At 50.8% G+C, this 21,720-nt stretch carries 10 protein-coding genes; 5 read left to right on the top strand and 5 right to left on the bottom strand.

Features of this window, described 5'->3' with window-relative positions:
• Positions 1 to 1,359: 1,359 nt before the first annotated feature.
• Positions 1,360 to 2,337 carry a hypothetical protein gene (locus N5098_RS14505; protein ID WP_267638604.1) on the bottom strand — a complete coding sequence of 326 codons (978 nt, stop codon included), beginning with the start codon at positions 2,335 to 2,337 and terminating at the stop codon, positions 1,360 to 1,362.
• A 1,000-nt stretch (positions 2,338 to 3,337) separates the two neighbouring features.
• On the opposite strand from N5098_RS14505, the gene N5098_RS14500 reads away from it, so the two are divergent.
• Complete coding sequence (locus N5098_RS14500; protein WP_267638602.1) at positions 3,338 to 4,297, top strand: HNH endonuclease; 960 nt, start codon at positions 3,338 to 3,340, stop codon at positions 4,295 to 4,297.
• A 31-nt stretch (positions 4,298 to 4,328) separates the two neighbouring features.
• Here N5098_RS14500 and N5098_RS14495 read toward each other — a convergent pair whose 3' ends face one another.
• Positions 4,329 to 5,372 carry a hypothetical protein gene (locus N5098_RS14495; protein ID WP_267638601.1) on the bottom strand — a complete coding sequence of 348 codons (1,044 nt, stop codon included), beginning with the start codon at positions 5,370 to 5,372 and terminating at the stop codon, positions 4,329 to 4,331.
• On the bottom strand, positions 5,372 to 5,842 hold the full coding sequence (locus tag N5098_RS14490; protein WP_267638600.1) for a PDDEXK family nuclease: 471 nt from the start codon (positions 5,840 to 5,842) through the stop codon (positions 5,372 to 5,374). Before N5098_RS14490 ends, N5098_RS14495 begins: the two co-directional genes overlap by 1 nt.
• Before the next feature lie 329 nt (positions 5,843 to 6,171).
• Between N5098_RS14490 and N5098_RS14485 the strand changes: the two genes are divergently transcribed.
• Together N5098_RS14485 and N5098_RS14480 are read left to right on the top strand one after the other, a co-directional pair.
• Positions 6,172 to 8,325 (top strand): McrB family protein, encoded by a 2,154-nt coding sequence (locus tag N5098_RS14485; RefSeq protein WP_267638599.1) that lies wholly within the window; start codon positions 6,172 to 6,174, stop codon positions 8,323 to 8,325.
• The gene (locus N5098_RS14480; protein WP_267638598.1) at positions 8,322 to 9,524 is read left to right on the top strand and encodes an McrC family protein; all 1,203 of its coding nucleotides are present in this window, start codon (positions 8,322 to 8,324) and stop codon (positions 9,522 to 9,524) included. Before N5098_RS14485 ends, N5098_RS14480 begins: the two co-directional genes overlap by 4 nt.
• A 603-nt stretch (positions 9,525 to 10,127) precedes the next feature.
• On the opposite strand, the gene N5098_RS14470 is transcribed toward N5098_RS14480, so the two are convergent.
• Positions 10,128 to 12,611, bottom strand: a complete 2,484-nt coding sequence (locus tag N5098_RS14470) for a phospholipase D-like domain-containing protein (RefSeq protein WP_267638597.1) — start codon at positions 12,609 to 12,611, stop codon at positions 10,128 to 10,130.
• The gene (locus N5098_RS14465) at positions 12,608 to 14,332 is read right to left on the bottom strand and encodes a hypothetical protein (RefSeq protein WP_267638595.1); all 1,725 of its coding nucleotides are present in this window, start codon (positions 14,330 to 14,332) and stop codon (positions 12,608 to 12,610) included. The genes N5098_RS14470 and N5098_RS14465 overlap by 4 nt, the downstream gene beginning before the upstream one ends.
• Before the next feature lie 459 nt (positions 14,333 to 14,791).
• Here N5098_RS14465 and N5098_RS14460 point away from each other — a divergent pair, with 459 nt between their 5' ends.
• Positions 14,792 to 17,977 carry a PD-(D/E)XK nuclease family protein gene (locus tag N5098_RS14460; RefSeq protein ID WP_267638593.1) on the top strand — a complete coding sequence of 1,062 codons (3,186 nt, stop codon included), beginning with the start codon at positions 14,792 to 14,794 and terminating at the stop codon, positions 17,975 to 17,977.
• The gene (locus tag N5098_RS14455) at positions 17,970 to 21,686 is read left to right on the top strand and encodes a UvrD-helicase domain-containing protein (protein ID WP_267638592.1); all 3,717 of its coding nucleotides are present in this window, start codon (positions 17,970 to 17,972) and stop codon (positions 21,684 to 21,686) included. The genes N5098_RS14460 and N5098_RS14455 overlap by 8 nt, the downstream gene beginning before the upstream one ends.
• Positions 21,687 to 21,720: the final 34 nt, after the last annotated feature.

Here is a 21,720-nt window from a genome sequence, read left to right as displayed (position 1 = left end):
TCGGTGAAGCGGGAAATTGTAGTTTGCACAACTTCGACTCTCCCGCTTCAACTCCCTTACTCTGACGACCTGATCCGATGCTGTCTAGCGATTAAACACGGCCCTCCAAACGGTTTCCATTCTTCACACGGTGTGAGAGTGTAGATCCTCGATCAAATGCTACTTGGGACAAAGCAGATCCATTCTTCACACGGTGCGTCTCCCAATCCATTCTTTACACGGTGTGTCTCTCAATCCATTCTTCACACGGTGTGGGAGTGTAGACCCTCGATCAAATGCTACTTGGGACAAAGCAGATCCATTCTTCACACGGTGTGGGAGTGTAGACCCTCGATCAAATGCTACTTGGGACAAAGCAGATCCATTCTTCACACGGTGTGAGGGTGTTGTTTTCTCGCGTTCCATTCAAGATCTTCCCGAAATTGATCGTTGCTGGGTATTGTGGTACTCGTGTTGCAGCTTACGCTCTATTGAAAATGGGAGGATGCGGAGTGATATAGTGCCGGAAAGCTCCCGATAGCTCGACTTGAGGGTTTCGCTGCAGTCCCTGAGTCAGTCGTTATTGCCAAGCAACTACCCTTCGATCCACCAGACAGGCTTCAGACCTTCCCAGCCATCTGTGGTGCTCGGCCTCGCCTGTGCTCCTCTGCGCGTTTCTTGCGCACGCCCCAGCACTGCATCTGGCATATATTAGACTATTATCCCGTATTTTCAATAGACCCAAACGTTGATCTTTTGTTTCACGCTGATTGAGCGTGAGCTCGGATGACATGTGTTATGCAGTTCTCTAATCCATTTTCTTGGGTTCGTATTACTGACCGCATCTTTGAAAATAACTTAAAGTCAACAAGTGACAGCAAAGTCATGTAGACGAACATCTCTCGGTCATCGCGGAACATTCTGATGATTGCTGGTAACAGACGGATTTATGAAGTACTTTCTTAGCAGTGTTATTTGTTGGCGAGATTGGGGGCACGTTGACGCAGAATAAATACTGATCGAGAATTCAAGCGATCTCTTCGCGTAGTGTTGCGGCTGGCCCATAGATGCTAATCAGGTGAAACTAAACACATACGATAAATCAGAAATCATCAAATTATGTATATGTAATATATAGTATGTCATGGTAAAAAATGTCTGTAAAATATTGCGTAAGTATCAATTTTAATGTGCGTAAGCTGCCCACAACCTGTGTAAGATGCGGAATTTGTTGCCTACATGTGTGTAAAATTCTTACATCACCGATTTACGGAGTTTATGGCAATTCTAGGCCCTAAAACGCCCGATTTTGAAGGGTTATATTGCCTGTAAACGTCCGCAGAAAGACTAGCATGCCACGGGAAGAGCCTATGTGTGAGATCAGGCGATATTCTGAATCTTTCCTAGTTCTGAATTTATGATATATCTGGAGGAACCAGGAATATCAGCAGGGTTGTGTCTAGTCACATCGTTTAGTTTACTATCGTGGATGCTCGTTATCGTGAATACCCTATCCATTCCTGAACAACAGAATTGATTTTTTCTTTTGCTCTTTTTAATATACTTGTTGAGTACTTGTGTCGAATACTGGCCCGAAGTGTTCACGGGCGTATTTTTAATCGAGCAATCCACATCAGATGTCTCAGAAAGATAGTTGATTGCTTTAGCAGCCTGTGCTCGATTCTCGAAGATCCATAGTGCAGATGTCCTCTTATCTTCTGCAAAGCCATTGTACTTCCGCTCAAGCATTTCTCGGTCATTATGAGCGGTGATAACTTCGCCACCCCATCTTGGACTTTTCTTATGTTTCTCTACTAAATCCGATCGATATGCGTATAGATCTGGGGTCATTTCACGGGATATCTCCGGATAGCAAACTGGTTCCCATCCAGAGTCTAAATATAGCGAGGCGGCAAGAGCAACACCAGTTCGATGTACTAATAACTCGTTCCAATCACCGATGTGACCCTTCCTAGAATTGAACGCAGACCAAGGTTGGATTAGGTCTACAAGATGATCACTAAACAATTCGCCAGTTAATTCAATTAAACTGGCATCAGGTGCCCATTCTACTTTTCTTCGTAAGATTGTGCTCTCACGGAAGGCCCCGTCTTTTTTTAAATTATAAAAAATCGGTTTGTACGATTGTTCCCATTCGCTCTCTGAACACCCCAATAATGTTTTGAGTGATGGTGGTTTGTCCCTACCAATATAATATGTCTTACTGCCGTGTTGTATCGGAACCCCGTTATACCAAAGCGAGATCGCCCACACGATGTCCAATCGCTCATCTGCCACCGACTCTCGAATATCATGTGGGTCAGATAGAATATCACGTGGGGCCTCTACTGAACTCATATTTATAACAGAACAGGCTATTAATAAATGCATTTTGGCCGTATAATGGAGCGTGTCATACAATAGTTCGCAACAGCTATTATTCACGATTTCGTCCCCGAATGCAATCTATGATGGAGGCAAATCACTAGATGACACGCGAAATGAGTGTGGTATAATCGCCGGATAGAGGGTATGAGACGTATTCTATGACACGCTCCACAGGGCAATCTATACTCTGACCGTAAAATCAAGAAACGTCGCGAAAAGAAATCTCAGGGGGTCGTGTCAAAATGCTTAATAAAGGCGTACGGCCTACTTTGAGACAGTCCCACTGAGGATTTGAGTCGCATAGCTTGGGAGTTTCAAAGGGAAAATCAAAACAGCAGAACTTGGTCTCGGCGTGCTTCTTTCCTCACGATTAAACGAGGAACCTGAAAAGGAAGTCCCAGATCCTGCTGCGTTATATTATACACCACGTCAATCGCACGTTTAGTAACGGGAAACAATCCCGTAGTATCTTCAAAAATTGCCCACTTGATAATAATGGGGGCTCAATTTTGTGAGAATATACGCTCTATTCTACTGTCTTTCGTCATGAACTTCTGTTATTTCGGTTACGTGGGTCTTCCTCGAGTTCATACAACCCAGAAGCAATCTTCCTGACGTGATTATGTTCAACAAACCGGCGTAGTTTCTCGCTAGCATATGGACGACTGAGATCTAATTGATCAGCTATGTACTGGGGTGTAACACGCCCGTGGCTAAGCTCATCTAGAATGGCTTCATCTGTCTCACTCAAATCGTCTGGCTCCAAGGCCACAGTGACTGAGTATTATATCCGTAAGCACACAAGTGTTTATATTTAATTGTAGCTAATCTCCGGTATGTTACTATTTGTACCATACGAATCGTTATTTATTTATGTTTGGGAAATAAAGTATGATGCAGAGTGCGAGTACGCCAGAAAATGGCTCGGTGGTGTGACACCGAACCGCGCACTCTGCCCTGAGGACAGAGCATGGATATAAACGAACGACCCGGATTTGAACATTCCGGTACGGTTGATGAACAGCTCACGAATTGTGAGGACAACCAGCAGATTACCGACCCAGACCAACGTCGAGAACTCATAGCTGATGGAGGGCACCAAACAAATGAGAAAAAAGAGCCCAGCTATGAATTCTCACTGACTCCAAGCGTTCGATCATTCCTCAAAACAGACCGGAATGAGGAGTGCGAACTTTGCGGTGCTGATGGCAGTGAGAAAGGCACAAAATTGCACATCCATCACCGAATTGAACAGCAATACGGCGGAACTGACCACCCCGATAATCTCATACTGCTGTGTAAGGATTGCCACGAACGCCATCATAACAACAAGCGGATTGAAGAAAAAATAGCAAACACCTCCGAAGATTCGGCAGATCTAGGGGCAGACAGAACTGAAAAAGAAACAGCCAGTTGCGAAGAGTCTGGTGAAAATCAGAAACCGCTTCCTCCTCGGAGCGAACCAAACGGGGCCGACAGCGAGATTCTCTCACTCCTAGAAAAAAAGGGCCCTCTCTCAACCGGGGAAATAGCGACACACATGGATTACTCAGATCCATATATCCTGCGTCAGTGCTGGAAGCTTAGCGGGGAACAATTAGTGGTCTCTCGAAAAAATAACACATGGGACCTTGCAGAGCGAGCAGACAAAGAAACAATACAAATCGGGTTGCCAGATGATCCTAAAGGAGCTCGCCGCGCTGGCCGAGACGAAGTTATTCGGAAAATGTCTGCTCATGGGATGGCACATACACAAATAGCTGAAATCACTGACCTAAGTCGGAGCACAATCGACATTGCGGTGAATCGAGCGCGTGCGCTGCGTATCGATACTTCTGAAGATGACGAAGTGGATTTCGCAATGGTGGCCACGAGACTCTCAGCACTGCTAGATCTTATCGATCACATCCAGAAGGATTCAGCTAACTGAAGGGCATAGCTCAGCTGTCGAGTCAAACTGGCTAACTAGATAGTGCTGTGTCCAGTATCCTGAAATCACGATCTAACTGCGGTTCTATTTTTGGACTTCGACAGTCAACATCCAGTTGCTCATGCTGCCAATTACGACCGTCCTTTCCGTTCCAAACTCCGTAGACAGTTACCCGCGGAAGTTCGACGACGCCGAACAGGACAGCGAGATAATACAGTAATTCAGTCGCTTGTGTCCAAGACCCGGTCACCTTGCGTGGCATGTCGACTGGATACTCAACGACCTGTGATGGGACGCCAGCGTCACGGCCACGCTCAACGAATCCTCGATCGTTACTGAGCAGGATCGCTGTCTTTCGACTCTCTTCGTTGAACTCCCGATAGCCATCGACGATCCCCTCGTCACCGGTCTCGCACTCGACGATATCGACCGTCCGATTCGTACGGAGACGCCGATATTCGTAGAGACCGAGCAATCCTTCTCGATTTGCGCCGGCTGGTTGGTTGTCGAGTCGTTCAAACTCCTTACCGAATGCCGCGGTGAGTTCGTGAGTATTGTGCTGTTTGAAGTACCAGTCGAGCTCCTCTTTGACTCCTGTCGCCAGCGCATACCCGTTCGTCGCGTTTCGGTTTTTTTCATCGGTATCACCTGTTTCGCTATCGATTCCGAGGACCTCCGGTAGCCGCCACGGCATGATATTTGCATCGAGGCCGATAACGACTGGATCATGCCCCGCTTCGAGATCGGCGTAGCCATACCGACGGACGAATTCCGTGACATCGTCGATGTTCTTGAGTTCGACGTGCCCGCTGGCAATCATCGTGCGAGTATATGTCTGTGCATCCGGTAGGTCCTTGTATGCCGGTTCACCGTGCTTTGCGGGGATGGCCTCCCGGTTATCCTGATAGGTTATTGCTCCCTGCGTGAATCGAACGGTCGCTTGACCGTTGTCGGCCAACTCGATTCTGACGAGTTCGCCGATGTCCTCGCAGGGATGCTCGATAGGGATCGAGTCCACGCCCTGGTCGTACAGCGCGTTCAAGAGGACCATCAACCGCTGACGCTTGACGTGCATCACATGACCTCCGTAAAGTCGATAAGGTCGGTTGCTGTTCGCGGAATCTCCGGATAGTATTGTCCGTAGTAGCCACCCGCCTTCCGATGGAAGTAGAAGACATGGTCGGCACCGAAGCGAAAACCTGCCTGGAACGCAATTGCCGACATGAACTTTCGACCGGGTGTTACATCGATCGCAATCGTATCGTCGTTCTCTTGAGCCTCCTCAATTGCCGCTCTGTAGAATTGGATGATTTCGCGGAAATCAGTTTCATGGTCGAGTTTGTATTTCGAGACATCAGCATCGCCCTCATAGGTGCCGATGATCTCCTCGAACATTTCACCGGCAGCAGCAACTGAATCAGCCACTCCCGGATTCGAAAGGATTCGTGCTTCATCCGGAACGTACCCCTGGTCGCATGCAGCAGTTAGGGGATTCAGAATGCCAGGCATTGTTGGTGTGCCATTTGTTACCCAAATCTGAGCCATAGTCTATTAGTTACGTTCCTTCCGCAATAGTGTTCTGTGAGTTAGAATAAATATACAGCGCGTGGCACGTTTGGGACTTTTAATAATGTGAATGTACTCCCCCCAGGATAAGCTTCTTTTGTCTGTTCTGTCAATACGAGAACATGGTTAATGTGGTTCCAGTAGGGGAACTCGATCTTGACAAAGGGGCTCTCCACTCGGCTGCCGATACGTACCAGGATTTCAAATCGGCTGATGAGAATCATAGGAATTGGAATCGAGGGATTATGAATAGTGGCCATTCATGGCTCAATCAACGCGATCTGACTAAGGATACGATATCAGAATACATGGCGGAACTGAGGGGAGAACCGGGAGATAATCACCCAATTCTGTCCGAGGAGGACTTCGACGACCTAGAGGCAAAGGTAGCTGACGATGCTGGAAGTTTCGTTGAGGATCTGGCAGCGCTATTCAAAGATGAGAGCCCACTCGAAGATCGCATCGAGCGATTCAGGACGAATCACAGTATAGATCTCACGGTCATTAGTACTCTCTTGACGAGTTCCAACCCAAACCAGTACGTACTGTACGATGCAAAAAGCTTTGAGACGCTTATTCGTTACTTCACCGGGTTACACAGTCCCGATCTCGGCGATCTTTCGGTGGGAAGAAGATACGAACTGTATCGGGACTACTGTTCAACAATCCAGACTGACGTTTTGAGTGAGAAACTCACCGACGCTACGCTCCAGGACGCTCAAGAGTTTGTGAGTACTGTAACGCACTCGACGAAATGTAGATACGATTTCATTCTCAGATACCTCTTTAGACACACTAGCCGGTTAGAGGAATTCGAGGAAGAGACTTCTGCGTTCCTCGACGAAATTCGTACGCTACCACAGGCATTTCTCAGAGATCAGCTTGAGGCGTACGAAGGACGCCAAAAAATAGCCAAGATCCGGTACGATGTGCTTGATGCTATCCTTGATGGTGAATCCGTAAATATCGACGAAATCGCCGCACGGGAGAACGCAAACCACGAGAAGAACATCATGAACTCGTGGGACGACTATAAAATTCTTGCTCAGATCTACTACAACTATGCTAAAGACCGTGTGGAGGCTTATATCGAGGATCTGCTTGATTATCTGCGAAACGAGATAGGCGCCGACCAATTGTCTACACACTACGTCACCTACCAGGGTGCAACCAATATCCCAGGGACCCAATCTTGGGCTGTCCTGTATCCAAGCGTCCTCGGAGACCACAAATCGGCATATCAACTGTACATCTACTTCTATCCAAATAGAATTGAATACGGAATTGACAATGGTAGCGATGTCTCTCGGAAAGACTACGACGACGAGTTGTTCGAGTCAGAAGATGAAATATCGATACAGAAAGTGGTCGAAACTTACAGGGAACAATTGGATACGTTCTGGAGGTGGAACGAAGAACTGATCGAAGAACCGGACTCCGCAGAGTACGACGAGTTACCGTGGTTCGAAACCGTCGAAAAACATCTCCAGCGCAAGAAGCAGATCGTTTTCCACGGTCCGCCAGGAACCGGGAAGACCTATGGAGCGCTCAACTTCGCCAAATGGTGGATAGATAGGGGGCTAGACGAGAAAGATCACTTCGAAGACGCTGTTGAGGACCGCCTTCGGATGGTAACGTTCCATCCGACGTTTTCGTATGAGGACTTCATCGAGGGGATAACGGCGAAGACCCGCGACGGCGACCTCGTGTACGAACCAAAGGCTGGCGTGTTTAAGCAGATGGCTGAGGACGCCGCAAAGGCCTACGAAGACGCCGACTCGAAAGCGGACGCCCCTAGATACATCCTTATCATCGACGAAGTGAACCGAGGGAACATCCCGAAGATTTTCGGTGAGACGATCACACTCATCGAGAACGACAAGCGACTCGGCGAGCCGAACGAGATGAGAGACGAGATGCCACATTCAGAGGACCAGCTCGTAGTACCCCCGAACCTCTACATCATCGGGACGATGAACACGGCCGATCGGTCAATCGCACTCGTCGATGCCGCGATACGCCGGCGGTTCCGATTTCGACACTTCCCGCCGAACTACGAAGTTCTCTACGATCAACTTGGCTTCGATGGTGAACAGGATGTCAAAACCAGGGCTTCAGCCGAAGAGGGAGAGAACCTCGGTGCACTCTCAATTCTCGCACTCAGGGCAATCAATGAACGCATCCGGGACAGTGGTAATCTCGGGAAAGGCAAACAGGTTGGTCACTCCTACCTCATCGGTGGGACGACGGACGAGCGTCTCGTAGAGTCCTGGAAGAACGAGGTACTTCCTTTGCTTGATGAGTACTACTTCGGAGACATGGAGCGGCTCAAACAGCACATATTCGATGGCGAGGGAGAGACTCTATTCAATTGGAAAGAACAGCGGATAGCCGATTTCGATTCCAACGGTCTCCGTGCCGCGCTCTCCGAACTCGTGGGTGAGGAGGGTGAAGTGGAGTGACAACTCCTGACTTGATAGAACTGTCCGAGTACGACGACTCAGACCCAATCGATCTGTCCGATGACGATATCGAGATGATCGAATCACAGGTCGATGGATTACGAGTGGAGTACAAACGAGGCGAACAGACTGTACTGCACACGGACCATCGAGTCGGAGTCGTCGCTCTTCCCGATGGACCCACTATTGAGATACAACCGAAAATCGGGGAGCCGAACCTCGTCACGCTGCTACGATACGCAAACGGAACAGAACCAACTCACCTCTCACGCGAAACGAAACTCGAAAGCGGGACGAATTTTGTGGACACGGTAGCAGCCCTATTCCTTGAAGAACTGGAGGTAGTTCTTTCTCAGGGCCTCAGGAGAGAGTACATCGAAGTAGAAGGAACAGAAGAGTACCTCCGAGGGAGATTGAACGTCCGGAGACAGCTTGCAGGGGGCCCGGGTAAGACGGATTTCGAGTGCGATTACGACGAATTCTCCCACGATACCACGCTAAACCAGACAATTCTCTGCGTTGCGAACGCGCTTTCGTCGTTGGTGGATAACACCGAAATTGCTGGTGAACTACGTGAATACGAATCGCGGCTCAGACGACGAGTGACCCTCCGCGAAGTTTCGATCGAGGAAGCCGAACAGATCAAACTGACTCGTCTTACTGATTACTATGAGAAGGTTCTGGCATTGTCGCAGCTTGTACTGAAACACATCTACATCGAAGACATCGTTGCTGGTGAGGGTGCATCGTACTCCCTGTTGATCGGAATGAATGACGTGTTCGAAAAGGTGGTAGAGAGGACTGCACGAGAATCTGTGGACGAACGAGGCAGCTGGAGCGTAGAAGGGCAGGCTCGAACCGACAATCTACTCAGAGGAAACCCGTCGATTCGTATGCGACCTGATTTCGTTGTCAAGCGCCACGGTGAGCCAGTACTGATTGGGGACGCCAAGTGGAAGACCAAAGTCCAGAACAACGATGTCTATCAGGTCGTAGCGTACCAGACTGCCTATGATGCGCCTGGTGTGCTGGTTTATCCAGACAACGACGGTGCTGTCGAGAATGACTACTCCGTGAAGAACGGGCAGAGTTTAGCGATGTTGGAGCTACCGACAGGGGTGAATACTGTGGATGTTGGTGAATTCGGACGAGAGAATGTTAAGCGATTTTTTGATTTTCTTTCCCGAACTGTGGGTTGACAACACGGTGAAATTGGAGTCGTATCTGAGATCATAGTGGTAACAGCGCAGAAACCCAACCCGTTCACGGCTGTCTCTCACCCATAACCCAGTGTCAGCGCATAAAATCAACCAAAACTGGTTTGAGATGAGAAAGCCAGTCAGGAAAATATCATTCGCTCTTCTTTAGAAGATTGTTGGTGAACTGGCGCCGTAGCTGGAAGTCACATCAGGCAAGGGTGGCGTGGCCGCGCCACCCGACGGAAAATGTACCATTGAAGACGTTCGTCCCGGGGTGTTGTGCCGCGAATCTGTTGTGGGAGGGCCGCTGGCTTGACGGTAGATCTCTCCTCATCAAAGAGTCTTCAAAGGCAAGCTCACATCCTACCTCAGAGCGTTCCGACTTCGCAAATGTGACCGCGGTAAACTCGGCGACGAAGCACTCAAAATCATCCCCAAGACTGCGCTATGATTTCACCAACAATCCTCTACCCATGGGCGTTCTGGCATTCTGCTTACAGCTGGCGATAGCTGTCGTCAATTACGAACAAAGTGATAGGCCCCAGAAAAACTTCAATCAATGTGTGACAATTATTCTGTACCGCCTTCTACGAATGTATACAATCACGGAACCCTTTCACAAATTGACTCTAGTTGTGGGACCGGGTCACTGCGGCCTTCCGTAAGACGGACGATGCTATCGAATCGTCCTTTTCGCAAACTTTCGTACTGATCGCTGGTGTTGACACGATCATGACCAGCCAGAGCCAGCCGAGCTGCTTCAGCGAGCGCTTTGGGATTGTACTGATTGAATATTGTCTCATTCTCGAAGAGACCTTCATCTGATTTTCGAGCAAGTTCTCGGAACCAGAACCCGTAGAACAGAAGTTCTAGTCCAGGTGTAAAATCTACGGGCAGCGAGATGTCCCATTCAATTCGTTCACCCAAAGCCGTCACCTGCTCATCCAGTACGGTTTCGTGGTGATGTAGTCGTTCACTAACTGCGTTCCCGTCAATGAGCCATTCCCCGATAAGTGGATTTGCGGTCGTTAATTCGGTGTGATACTGACGAAGAAACTCAAACTGACCGACGAACGCTTCACCATGCCATTCCATTAGCGAGAGAACCATTGCTGGATAAATAACAAACGTATCGCCTACCGTATTCGGGTCTAACACGTCTGCTGTTGAATCCGGATGAATCGACTGTATCTGATTCACATAGTGACTGATTCGCTCGAAATACCGGGCATCATGTATCGAACTAACGCGATTTGCACAGATTGAATGAAGCCGACCGACGTTCAGATTCGTTTCAATTCCGCTGTCATCGCCCTTCGGATCTTCCAGTTGCGAAGCGAGTGACGACCGAATCAGGCCTCTCGTAATGTAGTACCAAAGGTTTTCGAAGTGATCTAATAATTCTTCGACAGATGCCACAGTTGGGTAATCTTGTAAGATTGCTTCAATTCGTTTTTCGGCATAATCCATCCCGTCTTTGAGTCCAAGATGTGGTTTACGAGACGTTGTCGAAATACCGCTTACGCCAGTCGAAAACGCAGAATTGTCGTTCTTATTATCAGCTGTGTCGGTCGCTACATCTGGTGGGCGTTCCTCAAGCTTGTCGTACTTCTCTGAGAGGCGTGAGACGGCTTCAGTGATTACGTTTGGGGCAACATCGACGCCGAGAAACAATGTCTCGTCCACAAGTGATTGGACCGCTTCACGACCATCATTACGCAACACATCGCTTACCTTCCGCGTCCCTTCCGTTGGTTCCGTCGTAATCTGGCGGTAGTTCGATCGCATTCCGTCAGGAGTGTGGAGTCGAACGATCGACTGTGCCCATGAATCGGGCAGTCGTATTAGAACGCCATCGTTCTCATCATCCGCATCCTTTGTCCACACTACCTCAACTGTGGATTCTGTCAGCGACTCGATTGTTATTGTTGTCCCCTCAGCGATATCTGGGGCAACGAACCTAGCCAGTATTTCATCATCTTCGGCTCGGTCAACTCGCGCGTCTGCGAGTGTCAGTGATGGGCTAGGTTCACTGTCACCACCAAACGAATAGTCGGCGAAGTCGAATTCCGAAGGAGCTTGTTCTCCGCCGATTTGTGCTGAGAACGACTGTTGCCCCCACAGGCCGGTTACTGAGTCGTCGGTATCGATATGGAGTAAGCTAGCCTCCAGATTCCCTGTGGACGCTGTTTCAAGTAAAGCTTGACCGGTGATGTTGGGGCTGCCGTAGAGCGTGGCTGTTCCCCATGATCCCTCGAAAACCATCCCCTTGGCATGAATCCACCGTCGTGTGTCGTGTTGGATCGGTCGGAACGTGACAGCCTCATCAAAAGCTTTGATGGCATTTTCTGGGTCAAGATGGGTATTCCCCTCTGCGATATAGATCTCATACTCTTCGGCATTGATTTGAGCGTCTATCTCTGAGAGTGCTGATTTACCGCCAAAGAATGGTGCAAAGAGGGTGACGTGGTCAACCTCTCCAATTTCGTTGAGCACTTGTTCAAGGATGGGTGATTGCAGGTTGTGTACAAACCCACCGGACACTGATTCTGAGCGTGACCGGTTTTCAAGCCACTCTGTTGTCTCAACGGCTCGTTGCATCTCCGTTCGCACGTCTCTCCCGGAGACATATTCCTGGCATAGCTGGTCGATAAACACCCTGACATCCTGTGCGACTGCCAGTTCTTGTGGAGTCGGGCGGTTGCTGTCCGTCTCTGTTTCCGCAGAGACGGTTATTGTTTGGCCGAGTTGAGCTGCAGTTGTGTACTCCGAAAGCGTAATATTTGCTGATGATATGCTGATGTGACAGGCAGATTCGTCCGCAAGGAAGGCGACTTTGGGATGAAAGGTCGATTCTACAGTGACTGGTTCGAGGTAGTAATGCTGACCAATCGCTCGACTTGTGAGTTCTTGTTGTTCAGCGAGTTCCTCGTATTGCTGGCCATCCATAAGGATGATTGGTGTCGCGACGCCTGCTTCTTGTAGCGGATCGATCGCATAATTACTGAAAAAGAGGGGCTCGAATGGATACGTCGTACATACGGCGTGGTCAGCTTCGCTCCCCCCGAGAGCATCAATAAGATTCATTCGTACTCACCTCGGAACCTAGCGATAACTGTCTCTCCAGCTGGAGTCGGAACCCATAGGTTGGTATCCTCGTGATAGGTGAGTAATCCTGCGTCCCGCATAAGGCGTCGAAGGTCTTTATATCGCAGATTGCCTGTACTTGGGGAGGCTGTCCCGCCAGCTGCAAACAATAGCTGGTCATTCGTTGTTGAGTGGTCACCTGCATCAGCCCCAGTTCCGAAGACCATTGAAATCGATCCACTCCCAAGCCGATCCTGAATGACATAATTGTGGATTGTGATGACCCGCTCTTCGAAAATGCGGCGCGCAAGCACCGACAAGGGAATGTCTTCACTGACCGTGTTTAGATACTGGGAAGTCTTGACGAGTGACGAGTGCCGCTGGCCAAACTCTTGTTTGACATACCGTTCCAACAGTGGCTTCTGCTCAACTAACTGTTCGTATTGTTCGATCGCGGCGACCAACTGAATAGTACTGCGTGCACACAGGCGACCCAATGCGTCAATTGCCTCGGTCCGTGTGGTGGCTGATTCAATGTCTGGAAGACAATTGTTGGTCGCTTCAATCAACGTCCGACCGTTGAGTTCTGGATCTGTCACTGGCCGCCACGTCCCAATGTCACGCGCTTGTAGCTCCGCTCGAAGGTCAGTAAGTGATTCACACTCTGCATCGTGCTTTTCTGGGACTGTAATCTTGTATTTGATCGGCTTCACTCGACCGGCACGGAACAACTCCCGTGTGATGGCCGACTGACTCATTCGGTCCCCGTTCAGCGAGGTCTCACTTTGTAGGACTGCAGTCGCCTCGGTTGCAATTGGTGCGGCCTCAATCTGTGATAGCAATTGTTTCCTGGGAACCCCTTCGGGAGCTTCATGGCGCAGATGTGTAGCGAGACCCCAGAGTTGTGCTCGTAGTGCATGCGCTAACTGGCCTTGGAGATAATAGATACGCCCCAGTGGACGGATAGGTCTAAATCGCAGTTTATCTTGGTCATCATAGGACAGTTCCTCCTCTTGGTTCTTTGATACAATAATGTCGTGAGCACGAAGAATTGCCAAAGACCAAGCTCGACGAAGGTGGTGAACATTGCTGCTGACAGAGTCACGTAGGTTGTCTTCGAACTGCTCGCCAGCGACAATATAGTCATAATAGTCATCAATCTGAAGATCTATACGAGATGGCCAGTCCATGAGATCAACAGTTTGGTCCCGTTCATTCCAGGTGACAAGTCCCATGAGGATTCGCTGGAGTGTATCCTGTTCGTGATTGTTCTCTGTACTTGTGAAGCAACCTTGATGAGTGAACACGTCAGCTAAGTTATCAAGCAATTCTATCGTGACTGATTGCTCCTTGACGGCAGAAACGATCTCTTCAAAATACGGTCCGGCAATCTCGTCCAAACTTTCAGCTAACTCTTGGCCGGCTGCAGTCAGAGCAAATTCTCCCTGCTTGAGGTAGAAATTCCCCATAGTTGATTGAAATCTTCGAATTGCGTACGGACTGTTATCCAACAGCGTAAATGCCGATAGATCAATCGAGTCACCTTCGTATATTGAATTCTCACTAATATTTGAACTACCTGTCACACCCGAGAGACCAGCCTTTTGTTTATTATGAGTTTGTTGTCGCCGGTAGCTTGCCAATCCTAAAATCTCCTCAATTCCTTCAAGCAAGCTTCGCTTTTCCGCCCGTGGAAGATCAGCAGTGATTGGTGAATGCATGACGCGATACATAGCCCAACAGAATCCTGAAAAATACCGGCCTCGTGCTCGAACATCTGTGGTAATGCCACGTGAAATAGTTTGTTCCATTTGAATTAGGACTCTATTTGCTCGGAGCGGTTGCTCCGGGCGTCCTGTTTTAGAGATCCGTTCATTCCACTGTGGCTCCAATGACATTATCTGATGTCCTCAACCAAGTATTATAGAAGTGAGGGTCTTGCAGGACTGTCCTGGGACTTCTGGGAGCCCCTCGATCTCTCGAAAGTACGGTAATACGTCGTTCTCTGGCGAATGTGTCACTAGATGCTCTATGACTATGTCAACTAGTACCGATACCGTGATCAAGCTATTTGACCCCCACATATCAATTATATACTAATTCGGGTTATCAGTACCGAACTTTGGGAGGTGCTGTACCTAGTGCAAAGATAGAAGAGAGAAGGCAAAGCATGTTAACCAATGACTGAGCGGAAGCTCTTCATCGGTTCTAATCAGTTATCGCTGGAGGATGAGGCATTCGAGTGGGTGCAGTCAACATCTGAAGACGGGATCGGACGTATTCTCTATCTTTCTGAGACAGCGAATAGACATGACCGCGTCCAGAAAAAATGGCGCGATAGCTATGGACACCTCACGCTTCGAACGGAGACCTTGACGAGTTTCGTCTATGACTGCTACGAGCAGATTGCTGGCCCAAGTACACAGATTCCGGAAGAGCTTGATCGGCGAACGCTCGAGTGCAGTCTCGATACTATCATCGAAAATCGACCGTGGCTGTCTACCCAACCGCACGCCTCTGCAAACCTCGTCGATGCGTTCGACCGTCGCTTCGCTCGCTTCCAAAACGTCGGTCTCAACACCCCAGACCGAGTTAGGGATGAATTCCAGAAGTCGGATCTTCCGTCTCGGATTCGGGATACTACTGTCGAAGCATACGAGACCTATTATCAACGCCGTGAAGCTGTATCCGAACCATGGTATGTCACCTACAGCCACGCATTCGAAATCGTTGGTGACGCCAATATCGCGGCCCTTCAGCCCCATATCGATGCCGTCGTTCTGTCCGGACACCTACAACTCGGCCATGTCGAACAGTCCGTCATAGAGTCACTCGTCGAAGCGTTTCCGACGGCTGCGATCCTCCCGACCTTTTCGGAATCGCTATCTGATGGCGTCGATCAGGCAACAGAAACAGTTCGTGATCTCTATGGTGACCTTGAGTTCGATATCGAGCGGGTAACCGAGAAATATGGGTCGCCAGCGCTCCAACGAGTTGCACAGTCACTCTACAGAAATCAACCTCCTGAGGAGCGCACTGTTCCAGAGACACTGCACTGGCGCGAACTCCCGACCCCAGAACGAGAGATCAGATACATCGCTCGTGATATCCGTACACGTATTGCTGACGACGCAGTCCCCAGCGACATCGGTGTCGTCGTCCCGGGATTCCAGGCATACGAAGACTATCTCGTTGATGTGTTCGATACGTATGATCTGCCGTACAGCGTCGAGACGGAGCAAGCAGTGATTGAAACGTTTGTCGGCAGCGCGGTCCAGAATCTTCTCGATCTATCTGAAGACAATCCGCGTGCTGCTGCGCTCACCGAATTAGTTACCAATCCAGTAGTCACGTTCTGTGCGCCGGATAAAGAGGATGCTGTCGTCGCAGCCGAGCGACGTACTGATTCCGTCCGGGTTGGCGCTGTACAGGACCAGTTGTCGTCTGCGCTGGCCGACAAAGTCCAGACACTGCTTGAGCAACTTCGCGCACTTCGGAAAGATTCCTTTGAGTCAGCGATTGAAACGGTTCGCACACAACTGGATGACCACCACATTGCCGAAGCAGTCGAAGCTGCTGATTCACGAATCGATGGGGCACAAGAGTATGCTGCGCTTGAACACGTGCACGCGGTCTTGGATTCATTTGAGGAGATATCGCCACCGACCGATCTCACACCATCAGCAGCGCTGCTTCGAGCGCTACAAGGAGTCTCTCTCAGCGGCTATACAGGGCAATCAGAGCAGATCACCGTCTTAGATCATCTTGATGCGCGGGAATTCGCGTTTGACCAACTCTACATTGTCGGTCTGACTGCCGACCATTTCCCGTCAACTCGGCGGCATCCGGCTTTCTTCGAGGAGATGGTGGACGCACATCTGATACTGGAGGTTCTTGATGAACGAGTCCGGGATCGATATACCTTCGCGTGCCTCCTCAGCAACGCGGACACTGCGACGATTACAACACCGTCCACTGATCCGAGCTCGACCGCAATGGTGCGATCACCAGTCTTAGATGAACTCACGAGGGTAACTGGAATCGAACCGACAACCGGGGTTGACAGTCGAATTGGATCTCGAGAAGATCTTCAACGCGCAATCTCGCCCCTTACAGAGCGGCGATCAGCACTCGATGCTGCAGGCGAACGTGATGACTTTACTACGGAGCAGACCATTCGCGCAGATCGCGGCATCACGTGCGCCACTGAGCGCGCTAGCCCGGATATATCGCCTCACGATGGATTACTCGATTCCACGACAGTGGCGGACATATATCCTGACTCCGCCCGGGAACCGTACAGTGCCAGCCGAATCGAACGATACGTGAATTGTGGTTTCCAATTCTACATGGAGCACGTCCTTGATCTTGAGGACGACAACGACATCGAACGGACGCCTGACCCTCTGGAAACGGGAACGTTCGTCCACGATACGTTTGAACGCTTCTACAAAGCCCTCCAGTCAGAGCCCGGTGAAGGAATCGATATTCAAGAATACGAACTATCCTCGCTCGAATCACATATGCTGGAGATCGCCCTCAATGAACTCGAAGACGCCGAATTTGACTATTCAGGGCTGTTCCATCAACGCTGGCTCGAACAACTATTCGCCGGCCTTGGTGACCCAGAAGCTAATCCGCACTACGGGGAGCCACGTCCGCACCAAGGTGTTGATCAAGGGTTGTTCACCCGGTTTGTCGAACGCGAGTACAACCGTGGCGGTGACACTCTCCCTGCGTGGTTTGAGCCACCATTCGGGACTGGACTACCCGAGGAAGACCTCGACCCCTTCGAAATCGACCTCCCGAATGGCGAGACAGTCGAATTCCGCGGTTACATTGACCGCGTCGACGTCGGAGTCACTGATGAAGGGACTCAGATACAGTTGTTCGACTACAAAACTGGGTACGCACCGTCCCTGACGAAAACAACCGGCGGCACGACGTTCCAACTCCCGATATATCTCCTCGCTGCCGAGGATGTGCTTGCGGACGAGATGGATACTGTGACTGATCTCGCTGCGACCTACTACCAGACGAAACCGCCGAACAAACTCCACGAACCACGTGGAATCGAATCGAAGTTCGACTCCGATAGCGACCTTCGACGCTTCCTCAATGAGGTGATACCAGACCGCCTTGGGACCATCAGCACGGCCGTAGAGCACGGTCGATTCCATACGACTGTTCTCTCACAGCGTGAGGCAGGATGTGAGTACTGTGACTTCCAGCGGTCATGTGACGTACGCCCGCATCAGCGCCGTGACCGGGTAGAAACTCTAGATTCTGATCCACGAACGTATGTCCCGATCCGCGCGACCGACCGCGATTTCGATGACGAGTTCGGAGGTGAAGCTGATGACTGACAATGAGCGTTCTGGGTATTCTGATAGCGACTCAGGTGAGGAATCACCAGCAATCACACCGACTGACGAACAAAAAGATGCGTTAGTACTGGATCGGAACGTGACGATTACAGCTGGTGCTGGGACGGGCAAGACAACAACGCTCACGCATCGTTACCTCGAATTCCTCCGGTCAAACCCGTCTGCTACCCCGAAGAATATCGTCACGATCACCTTCACGCGGAAAGCTGCCGCAGAACTCGAAACACGAGTGCGTGAAGAGATCTATGAGGAGTTACAGTCCGTTGAAGATCCCGCAGAGTACGAACGCTGGCGAGCGGTTCTAGACGAACTCGATGATGGCTACACACACACGATCCACGCCTTCTGTGCGCGCCTCCTTCGTGAGAACGCCGTTCAAGCGCCCGTTCCGATGGAATTCGATGTCCTCGATGAAGATGACGCTGCGGACCTCCAACAACAGGTCGTCATCGAGTATCTCGACGCCAACCCAACCGACTCCGATGTCGAACTCCTGTCCCGACTCTTTGGGTCCCGTGGTCGACTCGTTGAGATTCTAGCTGGCCTGTTAGATGCACGCCCCGACAGCGAGGCCTGGCTCGAAGCCTGGCTGGATCGTGACGTGGGCGACTACATGGACTATCTCTGGAACGATGTCTGTGAACTTGATGGCCCAACTGCGAAGGACTTCTTTACGGCTCCTGACGTTCAGGCAGCGTTAGCAACGGCGCAAGAATTCAGGGATGAGGAATTTGCTGTAGACGATGGTGCCGACGGTGTCTCTGTCCTCCGAGATGTCGGAGCCATCGGTGCGACCATCGAAGGCGAAAATGACGAGAGAGCGTATCAGGTCGCATGCCGAGATCTGTACGACCTGTTAGAAACGAGTTCTGGCGGACTGTACTCAAGTGCAAGCCATCACATTGTCGGGACTAAATCCTCCTGGAACGACGAGACTCAGGCATACAGTGACTGCAAGGACGCGCTCAACACGCTTCTGGACCGACTAGCTGAGATCGAAGACGAAATTGCCACCACACCAGGCGATCTTGAACAGAATAGCGCTCACTACGTCCTCGCGCTTGCACGGGTGTTCGATGACATTGTAGATGCGTATGAGGCCGAAAAAGAAGACCGCGAAGCACTGGACTTCCCCGATCTCATCGAAACAACGATTATCTTCCTGCAAGAGAACCAAGCAGTCCAAGCGTCATTACAGGAGTCCTTTGACGCGCTGATGGTAGACGAGTTTCAGGATACCGACAGTCGCCAGTGGGAACTGGTGGCTCTCCTTGCCAAATTAGCTGACGACGACCTCGAGACAGACAACGTATTCCTTGTTGGTGACAAGAAACAGAGTATCTACGGCTTCCGTGGGGCGGAAGTCACGACCTTCGAAACCGCAAAAGAAGCCTTACGCGAGCAAAACCAGTCCCTTGGCCGTGATTCGATCCCCGACAGTGATCAAGAAGCACCCACAGACCTCGAACTGTCTGGCAACTTCCGAACTCTCGACAACCCACTCACGTTCCTGAACGAACTCTTCACAGAGGTCTTCCAGCCCCTTGACGATGGGTACGCCGATTATGAGGCCGAGCCCCAGGAACTGTCATTCGAGCGTGAGCAAATCGAACCGGTGGCCAATCTTGAGGGGTCGGTCGAATACTTGGTCGTCCCTGAAGACCAAGACAGTGCTGAAAAAGCGTTAGACACAGACCACCCAGTGACCGACGCGGCAACCGAGCACGCTATCGCGGCGGAAGCTGAAGCCCTTGGCGCACGTCTCTCACACCTGCTTGCTGACCCGCCGCAGGTTTACGACACCGAAGACGAAGAACTCAGTACGGCGTCACCCGACGATATTGCCATCCTCTTACGCCGACGCACTCACCTCGACCGATATCAGCGGGCGCTGGAATCTTACGATGTCCCGTATTCGGTCATCTCTGGCACGGGGTTTTACAATACGCCAGAGGTCCAGACGCTCATCAATCTCCTGCGCGTCCTTGCCGATCCAACTGATGAGATCTCACTCTACGGGGTCCTCCGATCCCCCCTCTTTGGATTCCCTGACAACCGGCTCGCTCCACTCGCAGCGACAGACGACCCTCTCTGGCAATCTCTACAGACAACCGACGACCAGCAACTGGCTGATGCAGCGTCGTTACTAACCCAGTGGCGAGAACTCGCCGGCTGTGTACACAGTGCAGAGACCGATGTCTTGCCCTGGAACCGGGTCCTCACACGTGTTATCGACGACACAGGATACCTCGTGAGTATCGGTGCAGACGAAGGCGGCCAACAAGCTGTTGCCAATGTGGAAAAATTCCGCGACGAAATCCGCGACTGGTCACAAGACGGCACCCAAACCGCAGCGAACATGCTCCGACGCATCGACCGGCAAGCCGAACTCGACCCCCGAGAAGGCGACGCCGAAGTTCCTGAGGGGACAGACGGTGTCCGAATCATGACCATCCACTCCGCCAAAGGCCTCGAGTTCCCGATCGTGGCGGTACCCGATCTCGGCAGCGATCTCAACTTTGGCCGCAGCATCGACGACTACGGCTACGTCCGTCTCGTCACAGACCACGACGATGACCCATTCCTCGTCGCCGGCGGTCCGTCACCTACTGATGCGTTCGAGGTTGAGAAGACAACAGCACACAACTACGCCGACTCAATCGAACTCCCACGGGAACGCGCTGAGGCAAAACGCCTGCTGTATGTCGCCTGTACACGGGCCCGCGATCACCTTCTCCTCTGTGGCACCCACGAACTCGAATCCACTGAGGAGGGGCTCGGCTTTGCAGACGTCAACGACCATGACGAGGCCAAAACGTGGCGTGACTGGGTCCAACCGATCTTACTCGATCGGGACAGCGTCGTCAAACCGCTCTTCACCGACGGAAGCGTCCAAATACAACTCAAAGACGCTACGTACACTGTCTCCCTCCCTGTCGATGGCGATGCATTGCAGTCTGCCGACGACGCAGCAGGTACATCTGAGCCGTTCCCACGCATCGAAATCGAGGATCGCCCCGACACCGAGGCTCAACGACGGGTTTCAGCCACACAACTAGTTCACGCCGCATCAGACTACTCTGAACAGGAGGCAGACAAGGATTCGCGGCAGGAAACCGATTCAGATGAGACCGAAACCGACGATGACGGTACGCTGGCACGGAATGATTTCGGGACAATTGTCCACCGAATCCTTGAATTCGACAAGCCACGCTCGGAATGGGCGGAATTAGCCCGCCGAATCGCTGCTATCAACGGATTCGAAATCACTGACGAAACTGTCCAAGAAGTCATCGAACACACCGCTGATGCCCAGACATTCCTCAATACTCAAGCAGCCCAGTATGAAACCGAAGAAACCTACGCAGAACTTCCCGTCACAGTTGATGTCGGTATATTCCAAATCGTCGGAGAGATCGATCATTTGCGTGTGACATCAGACGAGTTCACCATTACAGATTACAAGACGAATCGGTTAGGGAAGCGAACCCCAGAGAGTCTTGCCGAGCACTATCGTCCGCAGATGATGAGCTATGCCCTGGCACTACTGGAACACGACCCAGACCGTGACGTCATCGTCAACCTTCGATTTACCGAGGGAAGCACAACAGAATCCTTCCGATGGGGTAGTACTGACTATGACTCGATTGTTTCGGAATTAACAGAAATTGGGAATAGAATCGAGTGAACTACCCCTGCCCTTTCACCGCCGCTGGTGGCTC

Source organism: Halovenus rubra, from assembly GCF_026586665.1.
Lineage (GTDB): Archaea > Halobacteriota > Halobacteria > Halobacteriales > Haloarculaceae > Halovenus > Halovenus rubra.
Note: the sequence above shows the minus strand (reverse complement) of the source record. Positions and strands in the feature narration are given on the sequence as shown.

Bases quoted from the DNA above. Each gene is read 5' to 3' on its own strand.
- N5098_RS14505 (WP_267638604.1), bottom strand. From the start codon at position 2,337: ATGAGTTCAGTAGAGGCCCCACGTGATATTCTATCTGACCCACATGAT.
- N5098_RS14500 (WP_267638602.1), top strand. From the start codon at position 3,338: ATGGATATAAACGAACGACCCGGATTTGAACATTCCGGTACGGTTGAT.
- N5098_RS14495 (WP_267638601.1), bottom strand. From the start codon at position 5,372: ATGCACGTCAAGCGTCAGCGGTTGATGGTCCTCTTGAACGCGCTGTAC.
- N5098_RS14490 (WP_267638600.1), bottom strand. From the start codon at position 5,842: ATGGCTCAGATTTGGGTAACAAATGGCACACCAACAATGCCTGGCATT.
- N5098_RS14485 (WP_267638599.1), top strand. From the start codon at position 6,172: ATGGCGGAACTGAGGGGAGAACCGGGAGATAATCACCCAATTCTGTCC.
- N5098_RS14470 (WP_267638597.1), bottom strand. From the start codon at position 12,611: ATGAATCTTATTGATGCTCTCGGGGGGAGCGAAGCTGACCACGCCGTA.
- N5098_RS14465 (WP_267638595.1), bottom strand. From the start codon at position 14,332: ATGCATTCACCAATCACTGCTGATCTTCCACGGGCGGAAAAGCGAAGC.
- N5098_RS14460 (WP_267638593.1), top strand. From the start codon at position 14,792: ATGACTGAGCGGAAGCTCTTCATCGGTTCTAATCAGTTATCGCTGGAG.
- N5098_RS14455 (WP_267638592.1), top strand. From the start codon at position 17,970: ATGACTGACAATGAGCGTTCTGGGTATTCTGATAGCGACTCAGGTGAG.